Source organism: Pseudomonas sp. SLFW, from assembly GCF_009905615.1.
Classification (GTDB): Bacteria; Pseudomonadota; Gammaproteobacteria; order Pseudomonadales; family Pseudomonadaceae; genus Aquipseudomonas; species Aquipseudomonas bambusae.
The window spans coordinates 12,214-34,773 of the sequence record NZ_JAAAKW010000005.1 but is presented as its reverse complement, the minus strand read 5'-3'; the positions used below and the strand labels follow the sequence as shown (position 1 = coordinate 34,773).

Genomic DNA, 22,560 nt, shown 5'->3' with positions numbered 1-22,560 from the left:
GGCTCGGTTTCATACCCGCACCCCGTACAGCGCCAATTGCCGCAGGCAGGCCTCGCGGTGCGCGTCGCCGCTGTCCACCGCCGACAGAAAGCCCGGCAGGCGCAAGGCGAACGGCTGCTGTCGGTGGGACAACTCCAGCACCCAATAGCACAGCCGCGACAGGCGCTCTTCGATGTCGCCGCCCAGGGCCATGAAGTCCAGGCACAGGTCGTGGCCGCTCAGGTCAGTGAATTCCTTGACCATCAACCCTTGCCCACGCGACCAGGCTTTCCAGTGCATGCGACGCATGGAATCCCCGGGCTGCCAGGGGCGCAAGCCTTGATAATCATCAACCCCCTGCCCCTGGGTCGCCTGGCCATCGTCGTCGGCGTGGGGCTGAACCCCTTGCAGCAATGGCAGGCTGCCCGCCACCGGGCGCGGGTAAATCAACACGGTCTGCTCCAGGTCCAGCCAGCTCCAGGCACGGAAGATGCCCAGCGGAAACACGCTCTCGACCCGCAGACGCGGTGCCCGCAACCAGCCGCGATTGAGCGCAGGCAAGGTCAGCGCCACCTCCACCTGCTGTTCAGGCTCGACATCGGTTTGCTCCAGCTTTTCAGTGTCCCAGCCCAAGGCGATGGCCTGATGACCGTTTGACGCGCTCTCCAGACGCAGACGCAACTGGACCGGCTCGCCGACAAACACCGAACGGGCATGGGTCGCGCTGAGCACCAGCCCGCTGAAATTGCGGTAGGTATGGAGAATGCCGAGGATGCCCACCGACGACATGAGGAACGTCAGGCCGTAGGCGAGGCTGTTCTGGTAGTTGATCGACACCAGCAGCAGCAAAAACAGCACGAGCATGAACGTGCCCCCCGCCCGGGTCGGCAGGATGAAGATCTGACGGTGATTCAGCTCGATCCGCGAAGCCGGGGGGATGCGACGTCCCACCCAGCGCTGCCAGAACGGCTTGAATTGGGGCATCAAAGCACCGGCACCTCACGCAGCAGCCATTGAACCAACGCCCCGCCGCCGTGCCCGGTCGGGTCGCTGCGGTCGCGCAGACGATGACCGATCACTGCGGGCAGGATCGCTTGAACGTCTTCCGGTATCACGTAATCGCGCCCGATCAGCAGTGCCCACGCCCGCGCCGCCGAGAGGATCGCCAGGCTCGCCCGGGGCGACAGGCCATAGGCGAACTGCGGCTGACTGCGGGTGGCGTCCACCAACCGCAACACGTAATCCACCAGCGCGTCGCTGGCTCGCACCCGTCGGGCTTCTTCCTGCAAGATGGCCAGCTCAGTGTGGTCGAGGATCGGCTCGATGCGCGGCAGCAGTTCCCGCCGCGATTCGCCCAGCAGCAAGGCTTTTTCAGCCGAGCGCGCCGGATAGCCTAAGGACAGACGCATCAGAAAGCGGTCCAGTTGCGACTCGGGCAACGCGAAGGTGCCACCCTGGCTGAACGGGTTTTGCGTGGCGATGACAAAAAACGGATCAGGCAGCAACCGGGTGGCGCCTTCGATGGTCACCTGCCCTTCTTCCATGGCTTCGAGCAACGCGCTCTGGCTTTTCGGCGTGGCGCGGTTGATCTCGTCCGCCAGCACCAGTTCGGCGAAGATCGGCCCGGGATGGAAGGTGAATTGCCCAGTCTCCCGGTCGAAAATCGACGTGCCGAGGATGTCTCCCGGCAACAGGTCGGAGGTGAATTGAATCCGCTGAAAGCTCAACCCCAGCACCCGCGCCAGCGTGTGGCTCAGGGTGGTCTTGCCCATGCCGGGCAAATCTTCGATCAGCAGATGACCGCCGCCCAACAGACAGGTCAGGGCCAGACGGACTTGAGGCTCCTTGCCCAACACCACTTCATTGATTGCGTTGAGACACGCATCCAGTTTTCTGCCCATCGGAAAGCCTCCCCAGGCGACAGCTCTTGGCTAGTAGGACTGCAGCAGATGCCAGACGTGCAGCCACTTTAAAGTCAGCGTAGGCCTTTTCGCCAGAGCGGATGAGGGGAATCGGGAGGATTTATGAGGAGGATGCGGGGACAGGCGTTCTGACGCGAGGTTTTCAGGCCAGGCCGGGACCTGTAGGAGCGAATTCATTCGCGAAGGCGGTACATCCGGCGCAGATGTGTGCCTGCCAAATCCTTTCGCGAATGAATTCGCTCCCACAGGGGATGTGCGTGTCCGCCGGCGCATCAGCCGACAGCGAGGCTTATCGCCCGGCGCGGGATTCACGGATGTAGAAACGCGCTTTCTCGGCTTTCTCGTTGCAGCCTTCGAACGCTTCGAACTGTTGCTGGGTCTTGGCGCCGGTCAGCAGCGAAAGCGCTTTGGAGTAGCTGACGGTCCCGGCAAAACCTTCGGCTTTGGCGAGGTCCAGTTCGTGCCAGGCAGCGTCCAGGTTGGTCGCGCAACTGTCGCGATAAGCGGTTTTCCCCGCGCAGCCTGTGAGAACAAGGGCGAGCAGTGGCAGGCAGATCCAGGCTTTCATCGGGTGTTCCTCAAGGGTGGAAAGTCAACAATGGAATCAACGATGCGGGTTTGACGATGCGGCGATGTAAAAGTGCCATAACCACAGGTCGCACGGCCGTTGTTTTTTGTCGTAGCGGTTATACACGCGCCGGATGAAAAACAGCACCCTTGGGCGTAGGGTAGAGCCACTGCAACGGGGAGCCTGCGAATGAAAAAAAGAATCGCGCTGGTATTGGGGTCCGGGGGCGCCAGAGGCTATGCACACATCGGGGTGATCGAAGAACTGGAGCGACGCGGCTACGACATCGCCTGCATCGCCGGTTGCTCGATGGGCGCGGTGATCGGGGGGATTTACGCAGCGGGCAAACTGCCGGAATACAAAGCCTGGATCGAGAGCCTGGATTACCTCGACGTGCTGCGGCTGGTGGACGTGAGTTTCCGGCTGGGGGCGATTCGCGGGGAAAAAGTCTTCGGGCAAATTCGCGAGATCGTCGGCGAGATCAACATCGAAGACCTGCGTATTCCCTACACGGCCGTGGCCACGGACCTCACCAATCAGCAGGAAATCTGGTTTCAGGAAGGCAACCTGCACTCGGCCATGCGTGCGTCGGCGGCAATTCCCAGCCTGTTTACCCCGGTGGTTCAGGGCAATCGCACGCTGGTGGACGGCGGCCTGCTCAACCCGTTGCCCATCGTGCCGGTGGTGTCCAGCCACTGCGACCTGATCGTGGCGGTCAACCTCAACTCCACTAACCAGAAGCAGTACCACTTGCCGGTGATCGAACGCCCGCCAGCCGTGAAGAAACGCTTTGACGCCCTGATCAACTCCATCGGCTCGCACCTGCCGTTCCGCCGCAAAATGGACGTGGCGGCGGGCGATGTGTTGCGTCTGGAGCAGGACAGCCTCAAGACCACGGCGGCCACCCTGCCCGACTCCTGGCTGGGCCAACACGACGCCGACTCTGCCGATCCCCAAGGCCAGCAACCCGCCGCCGCGCCGACCGAACCGGGCGCTCCGAAGTCGGCCAGCGGCTCGGTGATCATCGACAACGTCGGGCCTGCGTCCCTGCTCGATTTGATCAACCAGAGTTTCGAAGTAATGCAGACGTCCCTGGCGCAGTACAAGATCGCCGGGTATCCGCCGGACATCCTGATCAACGTGCCCAAGCGCGTGTGCCGGTTTTTCGAGTTCTACAAGGCCCCGGAGCTGATCGCACTGGGACGGGAGATTGCGCGGGATACGCTGGATCGGTATGAGCGGGAGCATTGAGAGCAAGGGTGTACAGAAACCTCAAGACGCCACCAAGCGATACCCTACCCCCGCCTCGGTCAGGATGAACCGGGGTGCAGCAGGGTCATCCGCCAGTTTCTGCCTCAAGTGCCCGACGACGATGCGCAGGTAATGGGTGTCTTCCACATGGGTCGGGCCCCAGATGTCCTTGAGCAATTGCTGCTGGGTGATGACCCGCCCCGGATGCCGCGCGAGTTGTGCCAACACTGCGTATTCCTTTTTGGTCAGAGCGACTTCGTTGCCGTCCAGCAGCACCCGCCGATACGCAAGGTCCACGGTCAGCGGGCCGATCACCAGCGCCGAGTCGGCCTGCCCGGTGTCCGGCGCCTGCCGCAACAATGCGCGAATCCGCGCCAGAAACTCCTGAATCCCGAACGGTTTGGTCACGTAATCGTTGGCCCCGGCGTCGAGCGCGCGGACCTTTTCAGCCTCGCTGGCGCGCACGGACAGCACCAGCACCGGCACGGTCGACCATTCGCGAAACTGGCTCAGCACGTCTTGTCCGTCGATGTCCGGCAAACCGAGGTCGAGCACCAGCAGATCCGGCTTGTTCAGCGCCGCCTGGGTGAGGCCTTCGGTGCCGGTTCCGGCTTCGATCACGGTGTAGCCTTGTGAGGCGAGGCTGATGCGCAGGAATTTGCGGATCTGCGGTTCGTCGTCGATCACCAGAATGGTTGCGGTCTGGCTCATGGTTTTCCTGTCACGTTGTCACCCTTGGTCCGTAACGGACCCAAAACCTGTAGGCGCGAATTCATTCGCGAAAAATAGTCCAGTCGATAGCACAGTGTCGACCGTACGATCCCTTCGCGAATGAATTCGCTCCCACAGGTTGATTGGCGACACCGGTGAGTCATTCATTTACAGGCCTGTTTTTTTTGTTAACACCGAGGGTCACCCATCGCCTATTCACCCCACCTGCTCCACGTCCGCCTGCGGCTGGGCCTGCAACGGCAGGTGCAGCGAGATGCAGGTGCCGCGTCCGTCGATGCCCTCGCCGACGCTGATCCGCCCGCCATGGGCACCGACCATGCCCTGACAGATCGCCAGCCCCAGCCCGGTGCCCTGCCCGCCGCGATCCCCCCGGGCGGCGGTGTAGAACATGTCGAAAATCTTCGCCCGCTCGGCTTCCGGAATCCCCGGCCCTTCGTCGCTGACAGCAAAGGTCAGCTCATCGCTCGACGCGGCGACCCGAATCTGCAGGCGGCCATGGGTCGGCGAGAAGCGCGCGGCGTTTTCCACCACGTTGATCAGCGCTTGTTCGATCAGCGCCGCGTGCACGTACAGCAGCGGCAGTTCGGCGGATAGTTCCGTGCTGACCTGCAACGGCGCCAGCACCGCACGCAAGCGGTTGAGGGAGCTGCCGACGATGTCTCCCGGCGAGACCCAGTCCCGCGCCAGTTTCAGCGCGCCGTGACCCAGTCGGGTCATGTCCAGCAGGTTCTGGATGTAGCGGTCCAGCCGCTCGGCCTCGTCGCGAGTGCCTTCCAACAGCTCGCGGCGGTCGTCCAGCGGAATCGCCTCACCCAACGCCAACAGGCTGTCGATGCTGCCGCGCATCGCGGTCAGCGGGGTGCGCAGGTCGTGGGACACCGAGGCCAGCAAGGCGCTGCGCAATTGTTCGGTTTCGCCGTGAAGACGCGCGGCTTCCAGGTCTTCGGCCAGTCGCGCACGGGCCAAGGCTTGCCCGAGCGGCTGACTCAACGCCGTCAACAATCGCCGACGCTGGGCGCTGAACGTCTGCCCCGGACGCGACCGCACGCCGAGCAACGCCAGCGGCGCCTCATCGACCCACAACGGCAGCCACCACCACTCACCCGACGGCAGCGTCCCGGTGCCTCGGCCTGCGGGCTGGCCGTGTTGCCAGGCCCAGTCGGCGGCGGCGCGTTCGAACTCGGAAAACTCCAGCGCGCCGCCGACCTCGACCTTCCAGCCTTGATCGCCGTCCCGGTCAAGCATGCAGACGCTCAGTTCTTTCCAGCCCGACAGGTGATGGTCGGCGGCGCTGAGCACGGCCTGCCGGTCGGTGGCGGCGGTGAGGCGTTTGGACAGGTCGAGCAGCTCGCTGGTCTCTTCCTGGGTGTCGCGCAACGCCTGCAATTGGCGACGCTGGCGGGCGGCGAGATTGCCGGTCAGCGCGGCCATCATGAGGAAGAACAGCAGGGTCAGCACGTCTTCTTCGCGCTGAATACTCAGGGAGAAATTCGGCGGAATGAACAGAAAGTCATAGGCCAGAAACGACAGCACCGAACAGACCATCGCCGGGCCCACGCTGCTGCGCACCGCCACCAGCAACACCGCTGCGAGAAACACCAGCGAGATGTTCGGCAAAGCCAAGACACTGGACACCGCCCAGGCCAGCGCGCTGGCGCAGACCGTCGCCAGCACGGCCAACAGATAGTCGAATCCGCTAAGCGTGCGGGGCGTGGTCGAATACGGCTGATCGGGTCGCGCTTCGCTGTCCAGCACGTTGATTTCCAGGCCGTGGGCATTGCGCAGCAGACGCGACGCCAGCCCACCGCCGAACACCCGTCGACGCAATAAAGGCCGCGACTGCCCCACCAGCACCAGACTGGCGCGGCGTTCGGCGGCGTGCTGGATCAGGGTTTTCGCCACTTCCGGGGCCCGCAGGACCACGACTTCGCCGCCCAACCGTTCCGCCAGCTGCTGCGCGCTTTGCAGGCGGCTGCGCGCCAGTTCATCGAAAAAACGGCCATTGTCGACGTGCACCAGTGTCCACGGCAGGTGCCTGCGCTGAGCCACGCGGCTGGCGTGTCGCACGAGACGCTCGGCCTGGGCATCGCCATCGACCCCCACCAGCAAGCGACCACGAACGGCGGGCGCCGACTGGCCCAGTTGCCGATACCCCAAGGCCAGATCGTTATCGACCTGGGCCGCTGCGGTTTGCATCGCCAGTTCGCGCAGGGCGGTGAGGTTGGTCTGGGTGAAGAACGCGTCGATGGCCGCTCGCGCCTGCTCCGGCACGTAGACCTTGCCATCGCGCAGTCGCTCCAGCAGTTCTCGCGGCGGCAGGTCGATCAACACCAGTTCGTAAGCTTCCTGCAGCACCCAGTCCGGCAGGGTTTCGCGGACCTGCACGCCGGTGATGCCGCGCACCTGATCATTTAGGCTTTCGAGGTGTTGCACGTTGACCGTGGTGTAGACGTCGATCCCCGCCGAAAGCAGCTCCTGAATGTCCTGCCAGCGTTTGGCGTGGCGGCTGCCCGGCGCGTTGCTGTGGGCCAGTTCATCCACCAGCACCAGCTTTGGCCGGGCCGCGAGCAAGCCGTCGAGGTCCATTTCTTCCAGCACCACGCCCCGGTATTCGGAACGCAGCATGGGCAATTGCGGCAGGCCGCCGAGCAGGGCTTCGGTTTCGGCGCGGCCATGGGTTTCGACAACCCCGGCCAACAACGACACCCCTTGGCGCAGTTGCGTGTGCGCGGCCTGCAACATGGCGAAGGTCTTGCCCACGCCGGGAGCAGCGCCGAGAAACACCTTCAAGCGGCCACGGCCATCCCGGGGAAGCGTGGCCAGCAAGGCATCGGCGCGGGTGTCTGAGTTCACGGGGTTGTCCTGATGTAATGATCAAATCGTAGCGCGGTGCCCCGGTGTAGGAGCGTGGCTTGTCCCGCGATCTGCCGGGAACCGGCAGCAAAACTGGACACCTCGGCCTCGTCAGACGCACCGCGTGCGCTGACTTTACGACGGGTTCCCCGCCGATCGCGGGACAAGCCACGCTCCTACATGTGGAACATCGTTATTGGCGAATCTCACTTAAACGCTGGTTCAACGCCAGCACATTCACCACTGCCGGGCCAATCAGCGGGCTGTAGGTGTTGGCCACCACCAGCCGCTGCACGGTCTCCCGAGACACATGCCGCGCCGCCGCCACCCGCGTCACTTGATAATCGGCAGCGGCTGGCGACAGATGAGGGTCGAGACCGCTCCCCGACGTGGTCAGCAGGTTCAACGGCACCGGCCCCTGCCCTTTGACTTTTTCCTTCGCCGCATCATCACCGATCCGGGTCGCCAGCGCAGGATTGCTCGGGGCCAGGTTACTCGCCCCACTCGCCACCGTGGCATAAGCCCCGGCCGACGGACGAGGGTGAAACCATTCTTCGCCGGTAAAATTCTGCGCGATCAATTCCGAGCCGCGCACCTTGTCCTGATCGTCATACACCAGGCTGCCGTTGGCCTGTTCCGGGAACGCCACTTGCGCGACGCCGGTCACCACCAGCGGATAAGCCACGCCGGTGATCAGGGTCATCAGCACGATCAGGCTCACAGCGGGACGCACTATAGTCGACATCATTCATTCCTCAATCAAATCGGGTCGCGACGAGGCAGGACACGCCACCCCGCCGCCGAAAAACAGCGCTTACACCAGATGCAGGCCGGTCAACAGCAGGTCGATCGCCTTGATCCCCACGAACGGCACGAGAATCCCCCCCAGCCCGTAGATCAGAAGGTTGCGACGGAGCAGGTGCGCCGCACTCGCCGCCTGCACCCGCACCCCGCGCAAGGCCAGCGGAATCAGCACCACGATGATCAGCGCGTTGAACACGATGGCCGACAGAATCGCGCTCTGCGGGCTCGCCAAACCCATGATATTGAGCACGCCTAATTGCGGGTAGATCGCCGCGAACAGCGCGGGCAGGATCGCGAAGTATTTGGCCACGTCGTTGGCGATGGAGAACGTGGTCAGCGCACCTCGGGTGACCAGCAATTCCTTGCCCACTTGCACCACGTCCAGCAGCTTGGTGGGGTCGCTGTCGAGGTCGACCATATTGGCCGCTTCCCGCGCCGCCTGGGTGCCGTCGTTCATCGCCATGCCGACGTCCGCCTGGGCCAGCGCCGGAGCGTCGTTGGCGCCGTCGCCGCACATCGCCACCAGACGCCCGTCGTTCTGTTCCTGACGAATGCGCTCCAGTTTTTTCTCCGGCGTGGCTTCGGCCAGCACGTCGTCCACCCCCGCTTCAGCAGCAATGGCGGCGGCGGTCAGCGGGTTGTCGCCGGTGACCATGACCGTGCGAATTCCCAGTTTGCGCAGCTCATCAAAACGCTCGCGGATGCCTGGCTTGACCACGTCCTTGAGGTGAATCGCGCCCAGCAGCGTGTTGTCGACCGAGACCAGCAGCGGCGTGCCCCCGGTCTTGGCGATCTTGTCGATCTCTCGGGCCAGGCTTTGCGGCAGGTCGGCGCGGTCACGGCCAATGAATGTCAGCAGCGAATCCACGGCGCCTTTGCGGTACACGCGGCCATCGAAGTCGACGCCAGACAGGCGGGTTTCGGCACTGAACGGCACCGCTATCAGCTGGCTAGGCGCGGGCTCGATCATCGGGTTCAGCGCACGCAGGTACTCGACGATGGACTTGCCCTCGGCGGTGTCGTCGGCCAGCGAGGCCAGCAGCGTGCCTTCGCTCAGCTCCTTGCCACTCACGCCGGGCGCCGCATAGACCGCTGCGCAGCGACGATTACCGAAGGTGATGGTGCCGGTCTTGTCCAGCAGCAACACGTGCACATCCCCCGCCGCTTCCACGGCCCGGCCGGATTTGGCGATGACGTTCAGGCGCACCAGGCGGTCCATCCCCGCGATGCCGATGGCCGACAGCAGGCCGCCGATGGTGGTGGGAATCAGCGTCACCAGCAACGCCACCAGAAACACCAGCGGCAGGCTGCCCCCGGCGAAATGGGCAAAGGGTTGCAGGGTCACGACCACCAGCAGAAAGATCAGGGTCAGGCCGATCAGCAGGATGTCCAGCGCGACTTCGTTGGGGGTTTTCTGGCGTTTGGCGCCTTCCACCAGCGCAATCATGCGGTCCAGCGTTGACTCGCCGGGGTTGGCGCTGATGCGTACCAGTAGCCAGTCCGAGACCAGCCGGGTGTTGCCAGTGACCGCCGAACGGTCGCCGCCGGACTCGCGAATCACCGGCGCAGACTCACCGGTGATCGCCGCTTCGTTGACCGCCGCGATGCCTTCAATGACCTCGCCGTCGCCGGGAATCAGCTCCCCGGCTTCGACGCGCACCACGTCGCCCTTGCGCAAGGTGCTGGCGTTGACCGTGATAAACGCGCCGTTCGCCCCTTGCAGGCGGGCTTTCAGGCCTTCGCTCCCGGCTTTCAGGCTGTCGGCCCTGGCCTTGCCACGGCCTTCGGCCAAGGCCTCGGCGAAGTTGGCGAACAGCACGGTGAACCACAGCCACACCGCAATCTGCACCGCGACGAAGGTCGGCACGGCCGGGTTGGGGATCAGGCACAGGATGGTGGTGAGGACCGCGGTCAGCTCGACCACCAGCATCACCGGCGCACGTTGCAACTGACGCGGGTCGAGTTTGACGAAGGCCTGAACCAACGCCGGACGCCACAAGGCAGCGATGGCGGTTTTCGCAGGTTCGGCGGTGTGCTCGGGGTTCTTTGTCACAGGCGCATGCATGTTCATGATTCGGTCCTCAGAAGCCCAGGCTCAAGTGTTCGGCAATCGGTCCCAACGCCAGGGTCGGCAGAAACGTGAGGCCCCCCACCAGCAAAATGGTCACGGTCAACAGGGTGACGAACAGCGGGCCGTGGGTCGGGAAGCTGTTCAGGCCAAGGGGCGCGGTCTTTTTCGCCGCCAGACTCCCGGCCAGCGCCAGCACCGGCAGGATGTAACCGAAGCGGCCGATGAACATCGACAGGCTGAGCATCAGGTTGTGGAACAGGGTGTTGGCGCTGAACCCGCCGAACGCCGAACCGTTGTTCGCCGTGGCCGAGGTGTAGGTGTACAGCAGCTGGCTGAAGCCGTGGGCGCCGGGGTTGCTCACCGCCCCCGCAGGACCGGGCAACGACGCCGCCAAGGCACCGAACACCAGCACGCCGACGGGCATGACGATCAGGGTCGCCACCAGCAGTTTCACTTCACGGGCCTGCAATTTCTTGCCGAGGTATTCCGGGGTGCGGCCGATCATCAAACCCGCGAGGAACACGGCGATCAGCACGTTCAGCAGCATCCCGTACAACCCCGCGCCGACACCGCCGAAGATCACTTCACCGACCATCATGTTGGCCAGGGCGATCATGCCGGTCAGCGGATTGAGGCTGTCGTGCATGCCGTTGACCGAACCGTTTGAGGCCGCTGTCGTGGTGGTCGCCCACAGCACCGTGGCGGTGGTGCCGAAGCGGGTTTCCTTGCCTTCCATCGGCGCGGTCTGCTCCACCGATGCCAGGTTCAGCGTTGGGTTGGGTTGGTATTCAGCCCACAACGCCGTGGCCCCGCCGATCAGGAACAGCACCAGCATGCAGGCCAGAATGGCCCGGCTCTGGCGCAGGTCTTTGACGTAATGGCCGAAGGTGAACACCAGCGCCACCGGGATCAAAATGATCGATGCCATCTCGAACAGGTTGCTCCACGCGGTGGGGTTCTCGAACGGGTGCGCGGAGTTGACGCCGAAGAAGCCGCCGCCGTTGGTGCCCAGTTGCTTGATCGCGATCTGGCTGGCGGCCGGGCCGAGGGGAATTGTCTGGTCGGCGCCTTGCAGCGTCACGGCGTCAACGTAATGGGCGAAGGTTTGCGGCACGCCCTGCCAGACCAGAAACAGCGCCAGCACGATGCACAGCGGCAGCAGGCCGTAGAGGGTGGCGCGGGTCATGTCGGCCCAGAAGTTGCCGAGGTGCTGCGTCGAGCGACGGCCAATCCCGCGACAGAACGCGACCAGCACGGCAATGCCGGTGGCGGCGCTGACGAAGTTCTGCACCGTCAGGCCCGCCATCTGGCTCAGGTAGCTCAGGGACGATTCGCCGCTGTAGCTCTGCCAGTTGGTGTTGGTGACAAAACTCATTGCCGTGTTGAACGCCAGCGACCACTCCATCCCCGGCAGGCCTTGGGGGTTGAGGGGCAGCGCGCCCTGGAACAGCAAAATCGCGAACAGCACGACAAAGCCCGCCAGGTTGAACGCCAGCAGGGCCAGTGTGTAGGTTTTCCAGTTGTGCTCGACCGTGGGATCGACGCCGGACAGGCGATAACACACACGCTCCACCGGCCCCATCACCGGGCTCAGCCACGTGCGCTTGCCTTCCATGACCTTGTAATAGAAGCGGCCCAACAGCGGCGCGGGCACCAGCACCAGCGCGAAGAACGCCAGAATCAGCAGATAGTCATACCCGTGCATGGCCGTCACTCCTCGACCCGGCCGGCACGCAGCAGCGCCACCAGCAAATACACGAACAACCCTGCCGCCAACAGCAGAGACACCCCATCCAGAACGCTCATGAAAAACTCTCCGTCATACGGCGACTGCCGTGTGAGGGAATTGTCGGATCGGAGGGTGTAAAGGAACGAGATCGACGGGGGGCCAAACCCATAAAGAAAGCGTAAAGAGTCATGCGCAGACGGGATCGAGGCCCGTCAGCAAGGGCTCGTGCGCCGCGGGTGCGGCAGTGAGTCGGCTTTGGGGCGTCGACTCAATGAAACGGCGTTATTGCGCCTTTTTTCGGTAGGCCATCGAATCATCGATCCGCTTCAATATATAGGCCCCGGCCGTCACCGGAGGGTATGACCCGGTGTCCACGCCCAGGTCACAGGGATCGACCACCGCACTGAACGTCGGGTCGTAAAACGTCGCAATCGAATACCGTTCATGCCCGGACCTATTGATGACCCGGTGCAACGTCGAGCGGAAGCGGTCGTTGGACCAGCGCGCCAACAGATCCCCCACGTTCACCACCAGGCTGCCTTCGATCGGCGTCGCATCGATCCAGCTGTCAGTGGACAGTTCACGCACTTGCAACCCGCCGCTGTTGTCCTGATACAACAACGTGATGCACCCGTAATCAGTGTGCGGCGCGACGCCGAACTGATCGGACTCTGCCATCGGGGGATGCGGCGGGTAATACACTATCTGCGTGCGCTGCAAACGCTTGCCGTATTTCGGCGAAAAGAACTCCGGCTCGATGCCCAGCCCCACGGCTACAGCCCTGAGCAAATCCGCGCCGGCACGGCCGATCGCCTCGTAATAGGCGTCCAGCGCCAGGCGCAGTTCCGGCATGAAATCCGGCCACTGGTTCGGCCCGCGCAGCGCCTCCCCCGCCAGGACGCACGGATCGTCTTCCGGCAGCTCCAGCCCCATGCTGAAGAATTCCTTGAAATCCGGCTTGGTCGCCTCGTACATCAACGCCCCGCCCAACGCGTGCCAGCCGCGATGGCGTTTGTTCACCGCCACCTGGCGTTTCACGTCGGGCGGGAAGGCAAAGAAGGTTTTCGCCGCCGCCATCGCCGCATCGATCACCGCCTGCGGCACACCGTGGTTAATGATGTAAAAAAACCCGGTTTCGCTACAGGCCTTGCGAATGGCCTCGCCGGCGCGATGCAGCGCGGCCTCGTCGCCTTCGCAGACACCGGCCATGTCGATCAGCGGGAGATTGGCAGTGACAGTCATGGGGGCTCCTGTGAGAGGGAAATAGGGCTGTATAGACAGGAAGAAGCATTTTGTATGCCGCGCGTCTTTTAGACGAATGGGGTGCGTCAGATAGCCCCTTCCCCACGGTGGCAACCTCCAATAGCGCTCACCGTGACCGTGTCGTGAGTGCACGTCAGGTTTCGCAACGCCCCAGCAACGTGCACGCCGAATTCATTCGGTGCAACTTTTGGTGACATCGCTGTCACTGCCCCAAGATCGAACAGCCCTGCCACGGGGGCGTGCTGGCTAATCTCAACTGGCCTGCATCTTGCCTCAGCTGTCTATACAGCTCGTCCAAGGACTCCCATGCGTCGTTATCACACCGGTTCCGATTGCCTGCGCGCGCACAGCATTGCCGAACTGGCCGACATGGCCCGTCGGCGGCTGCCGCATTTCGCGTGGGAATACCTCAATGGTGGCGCTGAAGAAGAGCTGACCCTGGCCCGTAACCGTCAGGCCTTCGCAGACGTCAGCCTGTTGCCGCGCACACTGGTGCCGTGGAAGACGCCCGACACACGCCGCACCCTGTTCGGGCGCGAACAGCCCATGCCGATGGTGATCGCCCCCACCGGCTACAACGGCATGCTGCACCGCGACGCCGACATTCACCTGGCCCGGGCCGCCACCGAGCGCGGCCTGCCGTTCACCCTCAGCACCGTGTCGACCAGCTCGCTGGAGCAGATTGTCGCGGCCGTCCCGGACGTCAACCTGTGGTTCCAGCTCTACGCCATGAGCGATCCGCAAGTGCAGGAAGACTTGCTCGCACGGGCCGACGCCGTGGGCTGTCGCACGCTGCTGCTGACCACCGACGCCGTGCTGCTGGGCAATCGCGAATGGGACAAACGCAATTTCTCCCGGCCGCGCCAGTTGAGCCTGCGCAACAAGCTCGACGTGTTGCGCCGCCCGCGCTGGGTCCGGCAAACCCTCTGGCCCCACGGCATGCCAAGCATGGCCAACCTCGACCGCTACCTGCCCGCCGATCAGCGCAATGCCGCAGGCGCCGCGCATTTCATCGGCGCGAAGATGGAGAATCAGCTGAGCTGGGACTTCCTCGCCCGCCTGCGCGACCGCTGGCCTCATCGCCTGCTGCTCAAGGGCGTGATGCACCCGCAGGACGCCGAACAGGCCGTGCAGCTGGGGCTGGACGGCATTGTCGTTACCAACCACGGCGGCCGACAGCTGGACGGCGTGCCCGCCAGCCTCGATTGCCTGCCCGCCATCGCGGACGTGGCCAAGGGCAAGTTGAGCATTCTGCTGGACAGCGGCATTCGTCGCGGCACCGACATTCTCAAGGCCTGCGCGCTCGGCGCCGATGCCGTGCTGCTGGGCCGAGCCACCTTATATGGCGTAGCGGTAGGCGGTCAGGCGGGGGCCGGGCATGCGCTGGACCTGCTGAGCCGGGAACTGCACCTAGCCCTGACCCTGCTCGGCCAGCCGGACCTGAACCAATTGCGTGTGAGCCCGAAGGCTGACGCGACCTTTTCCGTGAGTTGACCCCATGAGTGACGTGCAACACACCCTCAAAGCATTACGCGCTGCGTTGGGCGATGCCCAGGTGCTGACCGGCGACGCCATCAGCCCGCGTCACCACACCGACTGGACCCGCCACGCGCCCGCCTGCCCTGCGGCCTTGATCCTGCCCACGCACACCGAGCAAGTCGCCACGGCCCTGCGCATCTGCAATGCGGCGCGACAATCGGTGGTGCCCCAAGGCGGCATGACCGGCCTGGCGGGCGGCGCGGTCCCGCGTCCCACCGACTTCGCGCTGTCGCTGGATCGCTTGCAAGGCATCGAAGAGATCGACGAAGCGGCGGCCACCGTCACCGTCAAGGCGGGCACCACGCTGCAGGCGATTCAACAGGCCGTCGCCGACGCGGGCTATCTGTTTCCGCTGGATCTGGGTGCGCGGGGTTCGTGTCAGATCGGCGGCAACATCGCGACCAATGCCGGGGGCAACGCGGTGATTCGCTACGGCATGACCCGCGATCTGGTGCTCGGCCTGGAAGTGGTGCTGGCCGACGGTCGCGTGTTGAACCTGATGAACAAGATGATCAAGAACAACTGCGGTTATGACCTGAAACAGTGCTTCATCGGCAGCGAAGGCACTCTTGGGGTGATCACCCGCGCCGTGCTGAAAATGGCGCCGCAACCCGGCCACAGCACCACGCTGTTGTGCGCCCTGCCCGACTACGCCAGCGCCGTCGCCTTTTTGCGTCGTGTGCAGCGCAGCGCCGGGACGCCGCAAGCCTACGAATTGATGTGGCAGGACTTCTACCGCATGGGCGTGGCATGGCTGGAAAACCCCGTCGCGCCGATGCCCGATCATCATCCGCTGTACGTGCTGCTGGAATCATCGGCCAGTGCCGAGGTGCTGGAACAGACGTTGAACGCGGCCCTTGAGGCCGGTGAAGTGGTGGATGCGATCCTCGCCAGCTCGCAGGCTCAGGCCCGCAGCCTGTGGAAGATTCGCGAAGCCACCGGCGAATTCCCGGTGCGCCTCGCACCGCTGAACTTCGACATCAGCCTGCCCATCGGCCAGATCGGTGAATTCGCCGACCTGTGTCGCCAGCGTCTGGACCTGCGCTGGCCGGGCAATCACAGCGTGTATTTCGGCCACATCGGTGACAGCAACCTGCACCTGACCGTAGACCTGAACAGCCTGCCCCAGCCCGCGCCGGTCTTTGAAATCGAAGATTTGGTGTACCGCGCGGTGGGCCAGTTGGGCGGCGCGGTGTCGGCGGAGCATGGCATCGGCCTGCTCAAGCGCGAGTTTCTGCACCACTCCGTGAGCGCCGAAGCGTTGCAAACCATGGTCGAGCTCAAGCGCAGCTTTGACCCCAACGGGATTTTGAATCCGGGAAAAATCTTCGATTAAACGCTGTGCAGGTTGTATAGACCGGTATGGCACGCTAACTGCACATTCACATCACACAACCGTTGCACCTGACCCCGATCATGACGACACCACACTGCATCTGATGAATGAGGAGTGACCCCATGCAACTCGATTCCCGCTTCGGTACACACGTGTTCAGCAAGACAGTCAAACGCCTGAGCATGGCAGTGGCACTCGCCCTGTTGCCTCTGGCCGCCCACGCCGACCAGTTGGCCGACGTAAAGAAAGCCGGTGAGCTGGTGGTCGGTACGGAAATGCAGTTCGCGCCGTTCGACTTTCTCGAAGCGGGCAAACAGCAGGGCCTGAACGCCGAACTGTTCGCCGAGCTGGGCAAAGAACTGGGGGTCAAGATCAAGTTCCTCGACCTGCCATGGCCAAGCGTGCTGCCGGGCCTGGAAGCGAAGAAATTCGACGTCGTGGCCGGTCCGATCATCGTGACCAAGGCGCGCAAGGAGCGTTACCACTTCGTCTCGCCGATTGCCGAAGCGACCGTGGCGCTGATGGTCGGCGCCAAGGACGACAGCATCAAGAAGCCTGAAGACATCGCGGGCAAGACCGTCGGTGCAGGCAAAGGCTCGGCGCAACTGGAAGAGTTGAAAACCTTTGCCGCGACCCTGCCAGAGAAGGTCACCATTCGCGAATACGTCGACAACAACCAGGCTTACGCTGACCTCGCCGCCAAGCGTATTGTCGCGGTGGCCAACTCGCTGCCGAACATCTCGTTCGTCGCCGCACAGAAAGCCAATCTGTACAAAGTGGTGCAGCCGCCGTTCGGCAAGAAATCCTACTTCGCCTACCTGGGCCGCAAGGACGCCGATGCCGACAGCCTGATCGCCGCGCTCGATGCCGCCGTGAACAAAATGCACGACGACGGCCGCCTGGCTGCCCTGCAAAAGAAATGGCTCGGCGCCGAGATGGACGTGCCGAAGGGTGATTTCGAACCGACCTGGTAAGCCTTGGCGTCGTTCCATTTTCGCGGGAAGGACGCACCTCTCTGTAGGAGTGAGCTTGCTCGCGATGGGAGCTTGGTTATAGCCGATGATGTGTTTTACCCACTGCTATCGCGAGCAAGCTCACTCCTACAGTGTTTTTAGCAGTGGTCAAGATTGAGCGCGATCTGACTGCCGAGATTTTCCATAAGCGTCGATCCACAGCTGGAGTCGCACCGTGTTTGATTGGCCCTTGCTGCAACAGAACGCACCTTTATTGCTCGGCGCCTTGTGGGTGACGTTGCAGGTGTCCATCGCCGCGCTGGCGATCGGCTTCGTCATTGGCGTGGTCGTCGGGGCGTTGCGCCTGTCGCCGATTCCCCTGCTCCGCCGTCTGGGCGGGGCCTATATTTTCGTGTTCCGCGGCATTCCGCTGCTGGTGCAATTGCTGTTCATTTATTACTTCCTGCCCCGCGTCGGCCTGCCCAACGTCTCGCCCACCGTGGCCGCCGTGATCGGCCTGTCGCTGGCAGCGGGCGCCTATACCGCTGAAATTCTGCGGGGTGGATTCCTGGCCATTCCGGGCGGCCAACTGGAAGCCGCCGGTCTGCTGGGCCTGAGCGCCAGCCAGATGCTGGTGCGTATCCGCGTGCCCCAGGCCGTGCGCCTGACCCTGCCTGCACTGGTCAACGAAATGATCCTGCTGATCAAGGCCTCATCGCTGGTGTCGGTGGTCGGCCTGGCTGACCTGACCCGCACCGCGCAAAACCTCGCCGCCAGCGATTACATGTTCGTGCAGGATTACCTGATGCTCGCGGGCTTCTATTGCCTGATCAACATCCCGCTGGCGTATTTCGGTGGCGTGCTGGAACGCCGGCTGAAGGAGCAAGACGCATGATCTTCGACCCGAAAATCATCACCGATCACCTGGACGACATTGGTTCGGGCTTTCTGGTCACCCTCGGCACCTGGAGCAGCGGTGTGGTGCTCGGCATCGTGCTGGGCATGCTGATCGCCGTCGCGCAAATCTTCGGCAACAACCTGGTGCGCGCCCCGTTGCGAGTGTTCATCGAACTGATCCGCAGCACGCCATTTCTGGTGCAGTTGTTCCTCGTGTATTACGGCGGGCCGTCGTTCGGCCTGAGCCTCGATCCGATCCCGGCGGGCATCCTCGGGCTGGGGGTGTACGGCAGCGTGTACTTCGCCGAAATCTTCCGCTCCGGTTTCGATTCGGTCGCCCGTGGTCAACTGGAAGCAGCCGATTGCCTGGGCATCACCCGCCTGCAATGCATCTGGCGGATTCAGGTGCCGCAGATGCTGGTGATCATCCTTCCGGCGCTGATCAACATGATCACCGTGCTGTGCAAGGAGACCGCCGTGCTGTCGATCATCACCATTCCGGAGCTGACGATGGTCCTGACCGGCATCGGCTCGGAGACCTTCGCCTTCGTCGAAACCCTGCTGATGCTGTGCATCGGCTATCTGATTCTGGTGGAACTGTGCTCGCGGCTGGGCATGTTCCTGGAAAGCCGTGTCGGCCGCTTCATGAACAAGCAAGCCCGATGAAAGAAGCCACCCTATGAACAGTCTCCTGATTCCCAGCGGCGCCGTGTCCGACAATACACGCGAGAAACAAGGTGAACGCATGAAGACTTCGGCAACCCCACCCGGCGAGCAGCCCACCATTCTGACGCTGAACAAGGTCGGCAAAAGCTTCGGCACCCTGCGCGTGCTCAAGGGCATCGATTTGCAGGTGCAGCGCTCGGAGGTCGTGTGCCTGATTGGCCCGTCCGGTTCCGGCAAGAGCACGCTGTTGCGCAGCATGGCGTTCCTTGAGGAATACGACGAAGGCTCGATTCACATCGAAGGCCAGTTGCTCGGCTGGCAGGACGCCGACAAGGGCCGTCGCCGCGCGCCGCAATCGCAGATCAATCAGGTGCGCCGCAACGTCGGCATGGTGTTTCAGCAGTTCAACCTGTGGCCGCACATGACCGCCATCGGCAACGTCTGTGAGGCACTGCGCCGGGTGCGTAAATTGTCCGCCGATGAGGCGAACAAACGCGGCATGGCGATGCTGGATAAGGTCGGTCTGGCGCACAAGGCCACGGCCTACCCGGCGCAGTTGTCGGGCGGTCAGCAGCAGCGCGTGGCGATCGCCCGGGCGCTGGCGATGGAGCCGCACATCATGCTGTTCGATGAGCCGACCTCGGCGCTGGACCCGGAACTGGTGGGCGAAGTGCTGCAGGTGATGAAGACCCTCGCCAAAGAAGGCATGACCATGGTCGTGGTGACCCACGAAATGGGCTTTGCCGCGCAGGTCGCGGATTCGGTGATCTTCCTCGATCAAGGCGAAGTGGTCGCCCGGGGTACACCGCAGCAGATCTTCCACAACGCCGAACAGCCGAGGTTGCAGCAGTTTTTGCAGAATTATCTGGACCGCAACGCGTTTTGGCAGGACGGAAAATCGTAGACGGGTCGATCTGAATACACGCGAATCCTGTAGGAGTGAGCTTGCTCGCGATAGAGGTGTGTGAGACGCATGCGTTGACAGGTAAATCTTCATCGCGAGCAAGCTCACTCCTACAGGTCCTGGGAGGTCAATGATGGACAAACCCGCACCCCAGGCCCTGTATCGCCAGGCCAAGGATTTCGTGCAGGGCAAGCTGGTGTCCGGGGAATGGAAACCGGGCGACCTTATCCCGTCGGAGAACCGGCTGGTGTTGGAGCTGGGCATGTCGCGCATGACGGTCAACCGGGCGCTGCGAGAGCTGACCGAAGAAGGCCGTCTGCTGCGAATCTCCGGGGTCGGTACGTTCGTCGCCGAGAGCAAACCGCAGTCAAACCTGCTGCACATCACCAACATCGCCGACGAAATCCTCGCCCGGGGCCACCGCTATCGTTGCCACGTGCTGCACCTGGCGCGGGAATCGGCGTCGATGCCTATTGCGTCAGCGCTGTCGTTGCCCACCGGCGCGTCGGTGTTTCATCTGCTGTGCGTGCACTATGAAGACGATGTGGCGGTCCAGCTGGAAGACCGCTATGTCAACCCGCAGACCGCGCCGGAGTTCCTGCAACAGCCCTTCGGCGACAGCTTGCAGTCGGCGCGCTACCTGCTGAAAATCATCCAGCCGGACGAAATGGAGCACATCGTCGAGGCCAGCCACCCCTCTCCCGACGAGCTCAAGCACCTGCAAATCGAGGCCGACGAACCCTGTCTGGTGTTGATCCGCCGCACCTGGAACAACGGCCGCGTCGTCACCTACGTGCGCCTCGCTCACCCCTCATCCCGCTATCGCCTCGGCAGCCGCCTGCCCGTGACTGGCGCTTACCGCGACAGCTGACAACCGCTCGGCAGATTCATCGAACGCCTGCAACGCCCTGCCCTCGATATCGATAAGCCCCGGAGAATCCGGTATCAAGAAGAGGTGCATATGGCTACCCAAGACACGCGTCAAACCAACGACCGCAACGACCCGGCCATCGACCCGGACACCCCTGACAATCACATGGGTCAGGACAAGCCACCGGCGTCGGGAGGGTCGCAAAGCCAGAGCAACAACGGCGCGCAAAGCCAGGAGAACAACGGCAACAGTTCAGGCGAGAACAGCTTCACCCCGGACTTCGAGCCAGAAGAGCATGAGTCGCCGGACAAGACCAAGGACGAGAACCAGACCGGGGCTACGGATCGGGATATTGATACCGCTGGCGGTTAAACCGGGTTTCAGGCCCTGTGGGAGCGAATTCATTCGCGAAACGCACGTACAGCCGCAAGCTATGCCTCGGATGTACCCGCCCCTCGTGAATGAATTCGCTCCCACAGGTTTATGCGTCGTGTCTGTCTACGGTGAATCATCCAATAATCCGCTTCAATTCCTGCGCTCTGTCCATTGCATAGCCCCCTAACAAACCGGCACCATCACGCTTCTGGTTGCGTATGCAGCCCTGCTTGCACTTTTTCCCGGAGCGTTGTCGATAATGGTCCAACCTGTCACTCAGCCCGCCCCTCAAAATCCGCCGCGCGTCAGCGATAAACTCTCCTCCCGCGAATTTCGCGGCATGGTGGCAATTTTGCTGTCCATCGCCCTCGCCACCCTCGACACAGCCATCGCCAACACCGCCCTGCCGGCCATTGCCGCCGACCTCAACGCTTCCCCCGCCGCGTCGGTGTGGATCATCAACGCCTATCAACTGGCGGCGGTGGCAACGCTGCTGCCCTTCGCGGCGCTGGGCGGAGTGTTGGGCCAGCGCAAGGTGTACCTCGGCGGCCTGATCCTGTTCGTGGTGTCGTCGGCGTTGTGCACTTTTTCATGGTCGTTGCCGACCCTGACCGTCGCCCGCGTGCTGCAAGGCATCGGCGCCAGCGCGATCATGAGCGTCAACGCCGGGCTGATCAGCTCGATCTTCCCCGCCGAACGCCTCGGGCGCGGGCTGGGGATGAACGCGCTGGTGGTCGGCACGTCCTTCTCCATCGGCCCGACCATCGCCTCGCTGGTGTTGTCGGTGGCCCATTGGCCGTGGCTGTTCGCGATCAACCTGCCCATCGGCATTTTCGCGCTGGTGTTCGCCTGGAATTCGTTGCCGGTGACCAAACCCGGCAGCCTGACCTTCGACCGCGTGACCGCGATCCTCAACGTCATCACCTTCGGCGCCCTGATTTTTGCCTTGAGCCAGGCAGCGCAATTGGGGTCGATGAGCAGCGTGTTGATTGCGCTGGCGATCTTTCTGGTGGGCGGCGCGGCGATGCTCAAGCGCGAGGCCGGGCATCCGGCGCCGATGTTTCCGCTGGATCTGCTGAAACGCCCGATGTTCGCCCTCTCGGCGCTGACAGCCTTTTGCTCGTTCGCGACCCAAGGCCTGGCGTTCGTGTCGCTGCCATTCTTTTTTGAAACCACGCTGGGCCGCGATCCGGTGCAGACCGGGTTTCTGATGACGCCGTGGTCGGTGGTGGTGGCGATGATCGCGCCGTTTGCCGGGCGTATGTCGGACCGTTATCCGCCCGGTTTGTTGGGCGGGATCGGGTTGGCGATGCTTTGCGTCGGGATGATTTCCCTGGCGACCATGCCGGCCGACGCCAGCGTGATCTCGATCATCGTGCGGATGATTCTGTGCGGCATCGGCTTCGGGTTCTTCCAGGCCCCGAACCAGAAAGCCCTGATGACCAGTGCGCCGAAGGAACGCTCCAGCGGTGCCAGTGGAACCATTGCCACCGCCCGTCTGATCGGGCAAGCCACCGGCGCGGCGTTGGTGGCGTTGAGTTTCGGCATTTCCAACGCCCACGGGCCGGTGCTGGCGTTGAGCATCGGCGCAGGGTTCGCAGCGGTGGGCAGCATTGCCAGCGGGTTGCGGATGGTGACTAAAAACACGGCGAATCCTCGGGTCTGAGCCCGATCAGGCAACCGGCACAGAACCTGTGGGAGCGACCTCATGTTGGGCGGCAATCCGACGAAGGGCCGGTTCACCCCACCCGTCTCCACCGCCTGAATCCATTCGCGAATAAATTCGCTCCCACAGAGGGCGTGTGGCGTTGTCGATATCCACGGCAGAATCAGGCAATCATCGCGTA

20 protein-coding genes are annotated in these 22,560 nt (G+C 63.3%); 10 read left to right on the top strand and 10 right to left on the bottom strand.

The features are described 5' to 3' along the window. Nucleotides 1-9: 9 nt before the first annotated feature. From GVN17_RS10575 to GVN17_RS10565, 3 genes are all read right to left on the bottom strand, one after another. A complete protein-coding gene (locus GVN17_RS10575; protein WP_166595212.1) occupies nucleotides 10-963 on the bottom strand; it encodes a DUF58 domain-containing protein in 954 nt (317 codons plus the stop codon). Then, nucleotides 963-1,880: a MoxR family ATPase gene (locus GVN17_RS10570; RefSeq protein WP_166595211.1), complete on the bottom strand. Its 918-nt coding sequence runs from the start codon at nucleotides 1,878-1,880 to the stop codon at nucleotides 963-965. Before GVN17_RS10570 ends, GVN17_RS10575 begins: the two co-directional genes overlap by 1 nt. 310 nt (nucleotides 1,881-2,190) lie before the next feature. Continuing rightward, on the bottom strand, nucleotides 2,191-2,469 hold the full coding sequence (locus GVN17_RS10565) for a hypothetical protein (RefSeq protein WP_166595210.1): 279 nt from the start codon (nucleotides 2,467-2,469) through the stop codon (nucleotides 2,191-2,193). Between the two features lie 189 nt (nucleotides 2,470-2,658). Here GVN17_RS10565 and GVN17_RS10560 point away from each other — a divergent pair, with 189 nt between their 5' ends. Next, the gene (locus tag GVN17_RS10560; protein WP_166595209.1) at nucleotides 2,659-3,720 is read left to right on the top strand and encodes a patatin-like phospholipase family protein; all 1,062 of its coding nucleotides are present in this window, start codon (nucleotides 2,659-2,661) and stop codon (nucleotides 3,718-3,720) included. A gap of 21 nt (nucleotides 3,721-3,741) precedes the next feature. Here GVN17_RS10560 and GVN17_RS10555 read toward each other — a convergent pair whose 3' ends face one another. The 7 genes from GVN17_RS10555 to GVN17_RS10525 form a co-directional block, all read right to left on the bottom strand. Beyond that, nucleotides 3,742-4,431, bottom strand: coding sequence for a response regulator (locus GVN17_RS10555; RefSeq protein WP_166595208.1), 690 nt, complete (start codon nucleotides 4,429-4,431; stop codon nucleotides 3,742-3,744). 216 nt (nucleotides 4,432-4,647) lie between these two features. Next, nucleotides 4,648-7,305, bottom strand: a complete 2,658-nt coding sequence (locus GVN17_RS10550; RefSeq protein ID WP_166595207.1) for a sensor histidine kinase KdpD — start codon at nucleotides 7,303-7,305, stop codon at nucleotides 4,648-4,650. Between the two features lie 193 nt (nucleotides 7,306-7,498). Continuing rightward, complete coding sequence (gene kdpC / locus GVN17_RS10545; protein WP_166595206.1) at nucleotides 7,499-8,050, bottom strand: potassium-transporting ATPase subunit KdpC; 552 nt, start codon at nucleotides 8,048-8,050, stop codon at nucleotides 7,499-7,501. 69 nt (nucleotides 8,051-8,119) lie between these two features. After that, nucleotides 8,120-10,180, bottom strand: a complete 2,061-nt coding sequence (kdpB, locus tag GVN17_RS10540) for a potassium-transporting ATPase subunit KdpB (RefSeq protein WP_166595205.1) — start codon at nucleotides 10,178-10,180, stop codon at nucleotides 8,120-8,122. Between the two features lie 10 nt (nucleotides 10,181-10,190). Beyond that, on the bottom strand, nucleotides 10,191-11,885 hold the full coding sequence (kdpA, locus tag GVN17_RS10535; RefSeq protein ID WP_166595204.1) for a potassium-transporting ATPase subunit KdpA: 1,695 nt from the start codon (nucleotides 11,883-11,885) through the stop codon (nucleotides 10,191-10,193). A gap of 5 nt (nucleotides 11,886-11,890) precedes the next feature. Continuing rightward, nucleotides 11,891-11,986, bottom strand: a complete 96-nt coding sequence (kdpF, locus tag GVN17_RS10530) for a K(+)-transporting ATPase subunit F (RefSeq protein ID WP_037009437.1) — start codon at nucleotides 11,984-11,986, stop codon at nucleotides 11,891-11,893. Between the two features lie 205 nt (nucleotides 11,987-12,191). Then, nucleotides 12,192-13,151, bottom strand: coding sequence for an isopenicillin N synthase family oxygenase (locus tag GVN17_RS10525; protein ID WP_166595203.1), 960 nt, complete (start codon nucleotides 13,149-13,151; stop codon nucleotides 12,192-12,194). A gap of 327 nt (nucleotides 13,152-13,478) precedes the next feature. On the opposite strand from GVN17_RS10525, the gene GVN17_RS10520 reads away from it, so the two are divergent. The 9 genes from GVN17_RS10520 to GVN17_RS10480 all read left to right on the top strand — a co-directional run bounded on the left by GVN17_RS10520 (nucleotide 13,479) and on the right by GVN17_RS10480 (nucleotide 22,379). Then, complete coding sequence (locus GVN17_RS10520) at nucleotides 13,479-14,666, top strand: alpha-hydroxy acid oxidase (RefSeq protein WP_166595202.1); 1,188 nt, start codon at nucleotides 13,479-13,481, stop codon at nucleotides 14,664-14,666. A 4-nt stretch (nucleotides 14,667-14,670) separates the two neighbouring features. Continuing rightward, nucleotides 14,671-16,047, top strand: coding sequence for an FAD-binding oxidoreductase (locus GVN17_RS10515; RefSeq protein ID WP_166595201.1), 1,377 nt, complete (start codon nucleotides 14,671-14,673; stop codon nucleotides 16,045-16,047). 122 nt (nucleotides 16,048-16,169) lie between these two features. Further along, a complete protein-coding gene (locus tag GVN17_RS10510) occupies nucleotides 16,170-17,021 on the top strand; it encodes a transporter substrate-binding domain-containing protein (protein WP_178115717.1) in 852 nt (283 codons plus the stop codon). Between the two features lie 214 nt (nucleotides 17,022-17,235). Continuing rightward, the gene (locus GVN17_RS10505) at nucleotides 17,236-17,895 is read left to right on the top strand and encodes an amino acid ABC transporter permease (protein ID WP_166595200.1); all 660 of its coding nucleotides are present in this window, start codon (nucleotides 17,236-17,238) and stop codon (nucleotides 17,893-17,895) included. Next, complete coding sequence (locus GVN17_RS10500; protein ID WP_166595199.1) at nucleotides 17,892-18,563, top strand: amino acid ABC transporter permease; 672 nt, start codon at nucleotides 17,892-17,894, stop codon at nucleotides 18,561-18,563. The genes GVN17_RS10505 and GVN17_RS10500 overlap by 4 nt, the downstream gene beginning before the upstream one ends. Nucleotides 18,564-18,642: 79 nt before the next feature. Continuing rightward, nucleotides 18,643-19,467, top strand: a complete 825-nt coding sequence (locus tag GVN17_RS10495) for an amino acid ABC transporter ATP-binding protein (protein ID WP_166595539.1) — start codon at nucleotides 18,643-18,645, stop codon at nucleotides 19,465-19,467. A gap of 130 nt (nucleotides 19,468-19,597) precedes the next feature. Beyond that, nucleotides 19,598-20,338: a histidine utilization repressor gene (hutC, locus tag GVN17_RS10490; RefSeq protein WP_256665178.1), complete on the top strand. Its 741-nt coding sequence runs from the start codon at nucleotides 19,598-19,600 to the stop codon at nucleotides 20,336-20,338. A 90-nt stretch (nucleotides 20,339-20,428) separates the two neighbouring features. Next, nucleotides 20,429-20,710 (top strand): hypothetical protein, encoded by a 282-nt coding sequence (locus GVN17_RS10485; RefSeq protein ID WP_166595197.1) that lies wholly within the window; start codon nucleotides 20,429-20,431, stop codon nucleotides 20,708-20,710. A gap of 343 nt (nucleotides 20,711-21,053) precedes the next feature. Beyond that, complete coding sequence (locus GVN17_RS10480; RefSeq protein WP_178115716.1) at nucleotides 21,054-22,379, top strand: MFS transporter; 1,326 nt, start codon at nucleotides 21,054-21,056, stop codon at nucleotides 22,377-22,379. Nucleotides 22,380-22,560 lie beyond the last annotated feature (181 nt).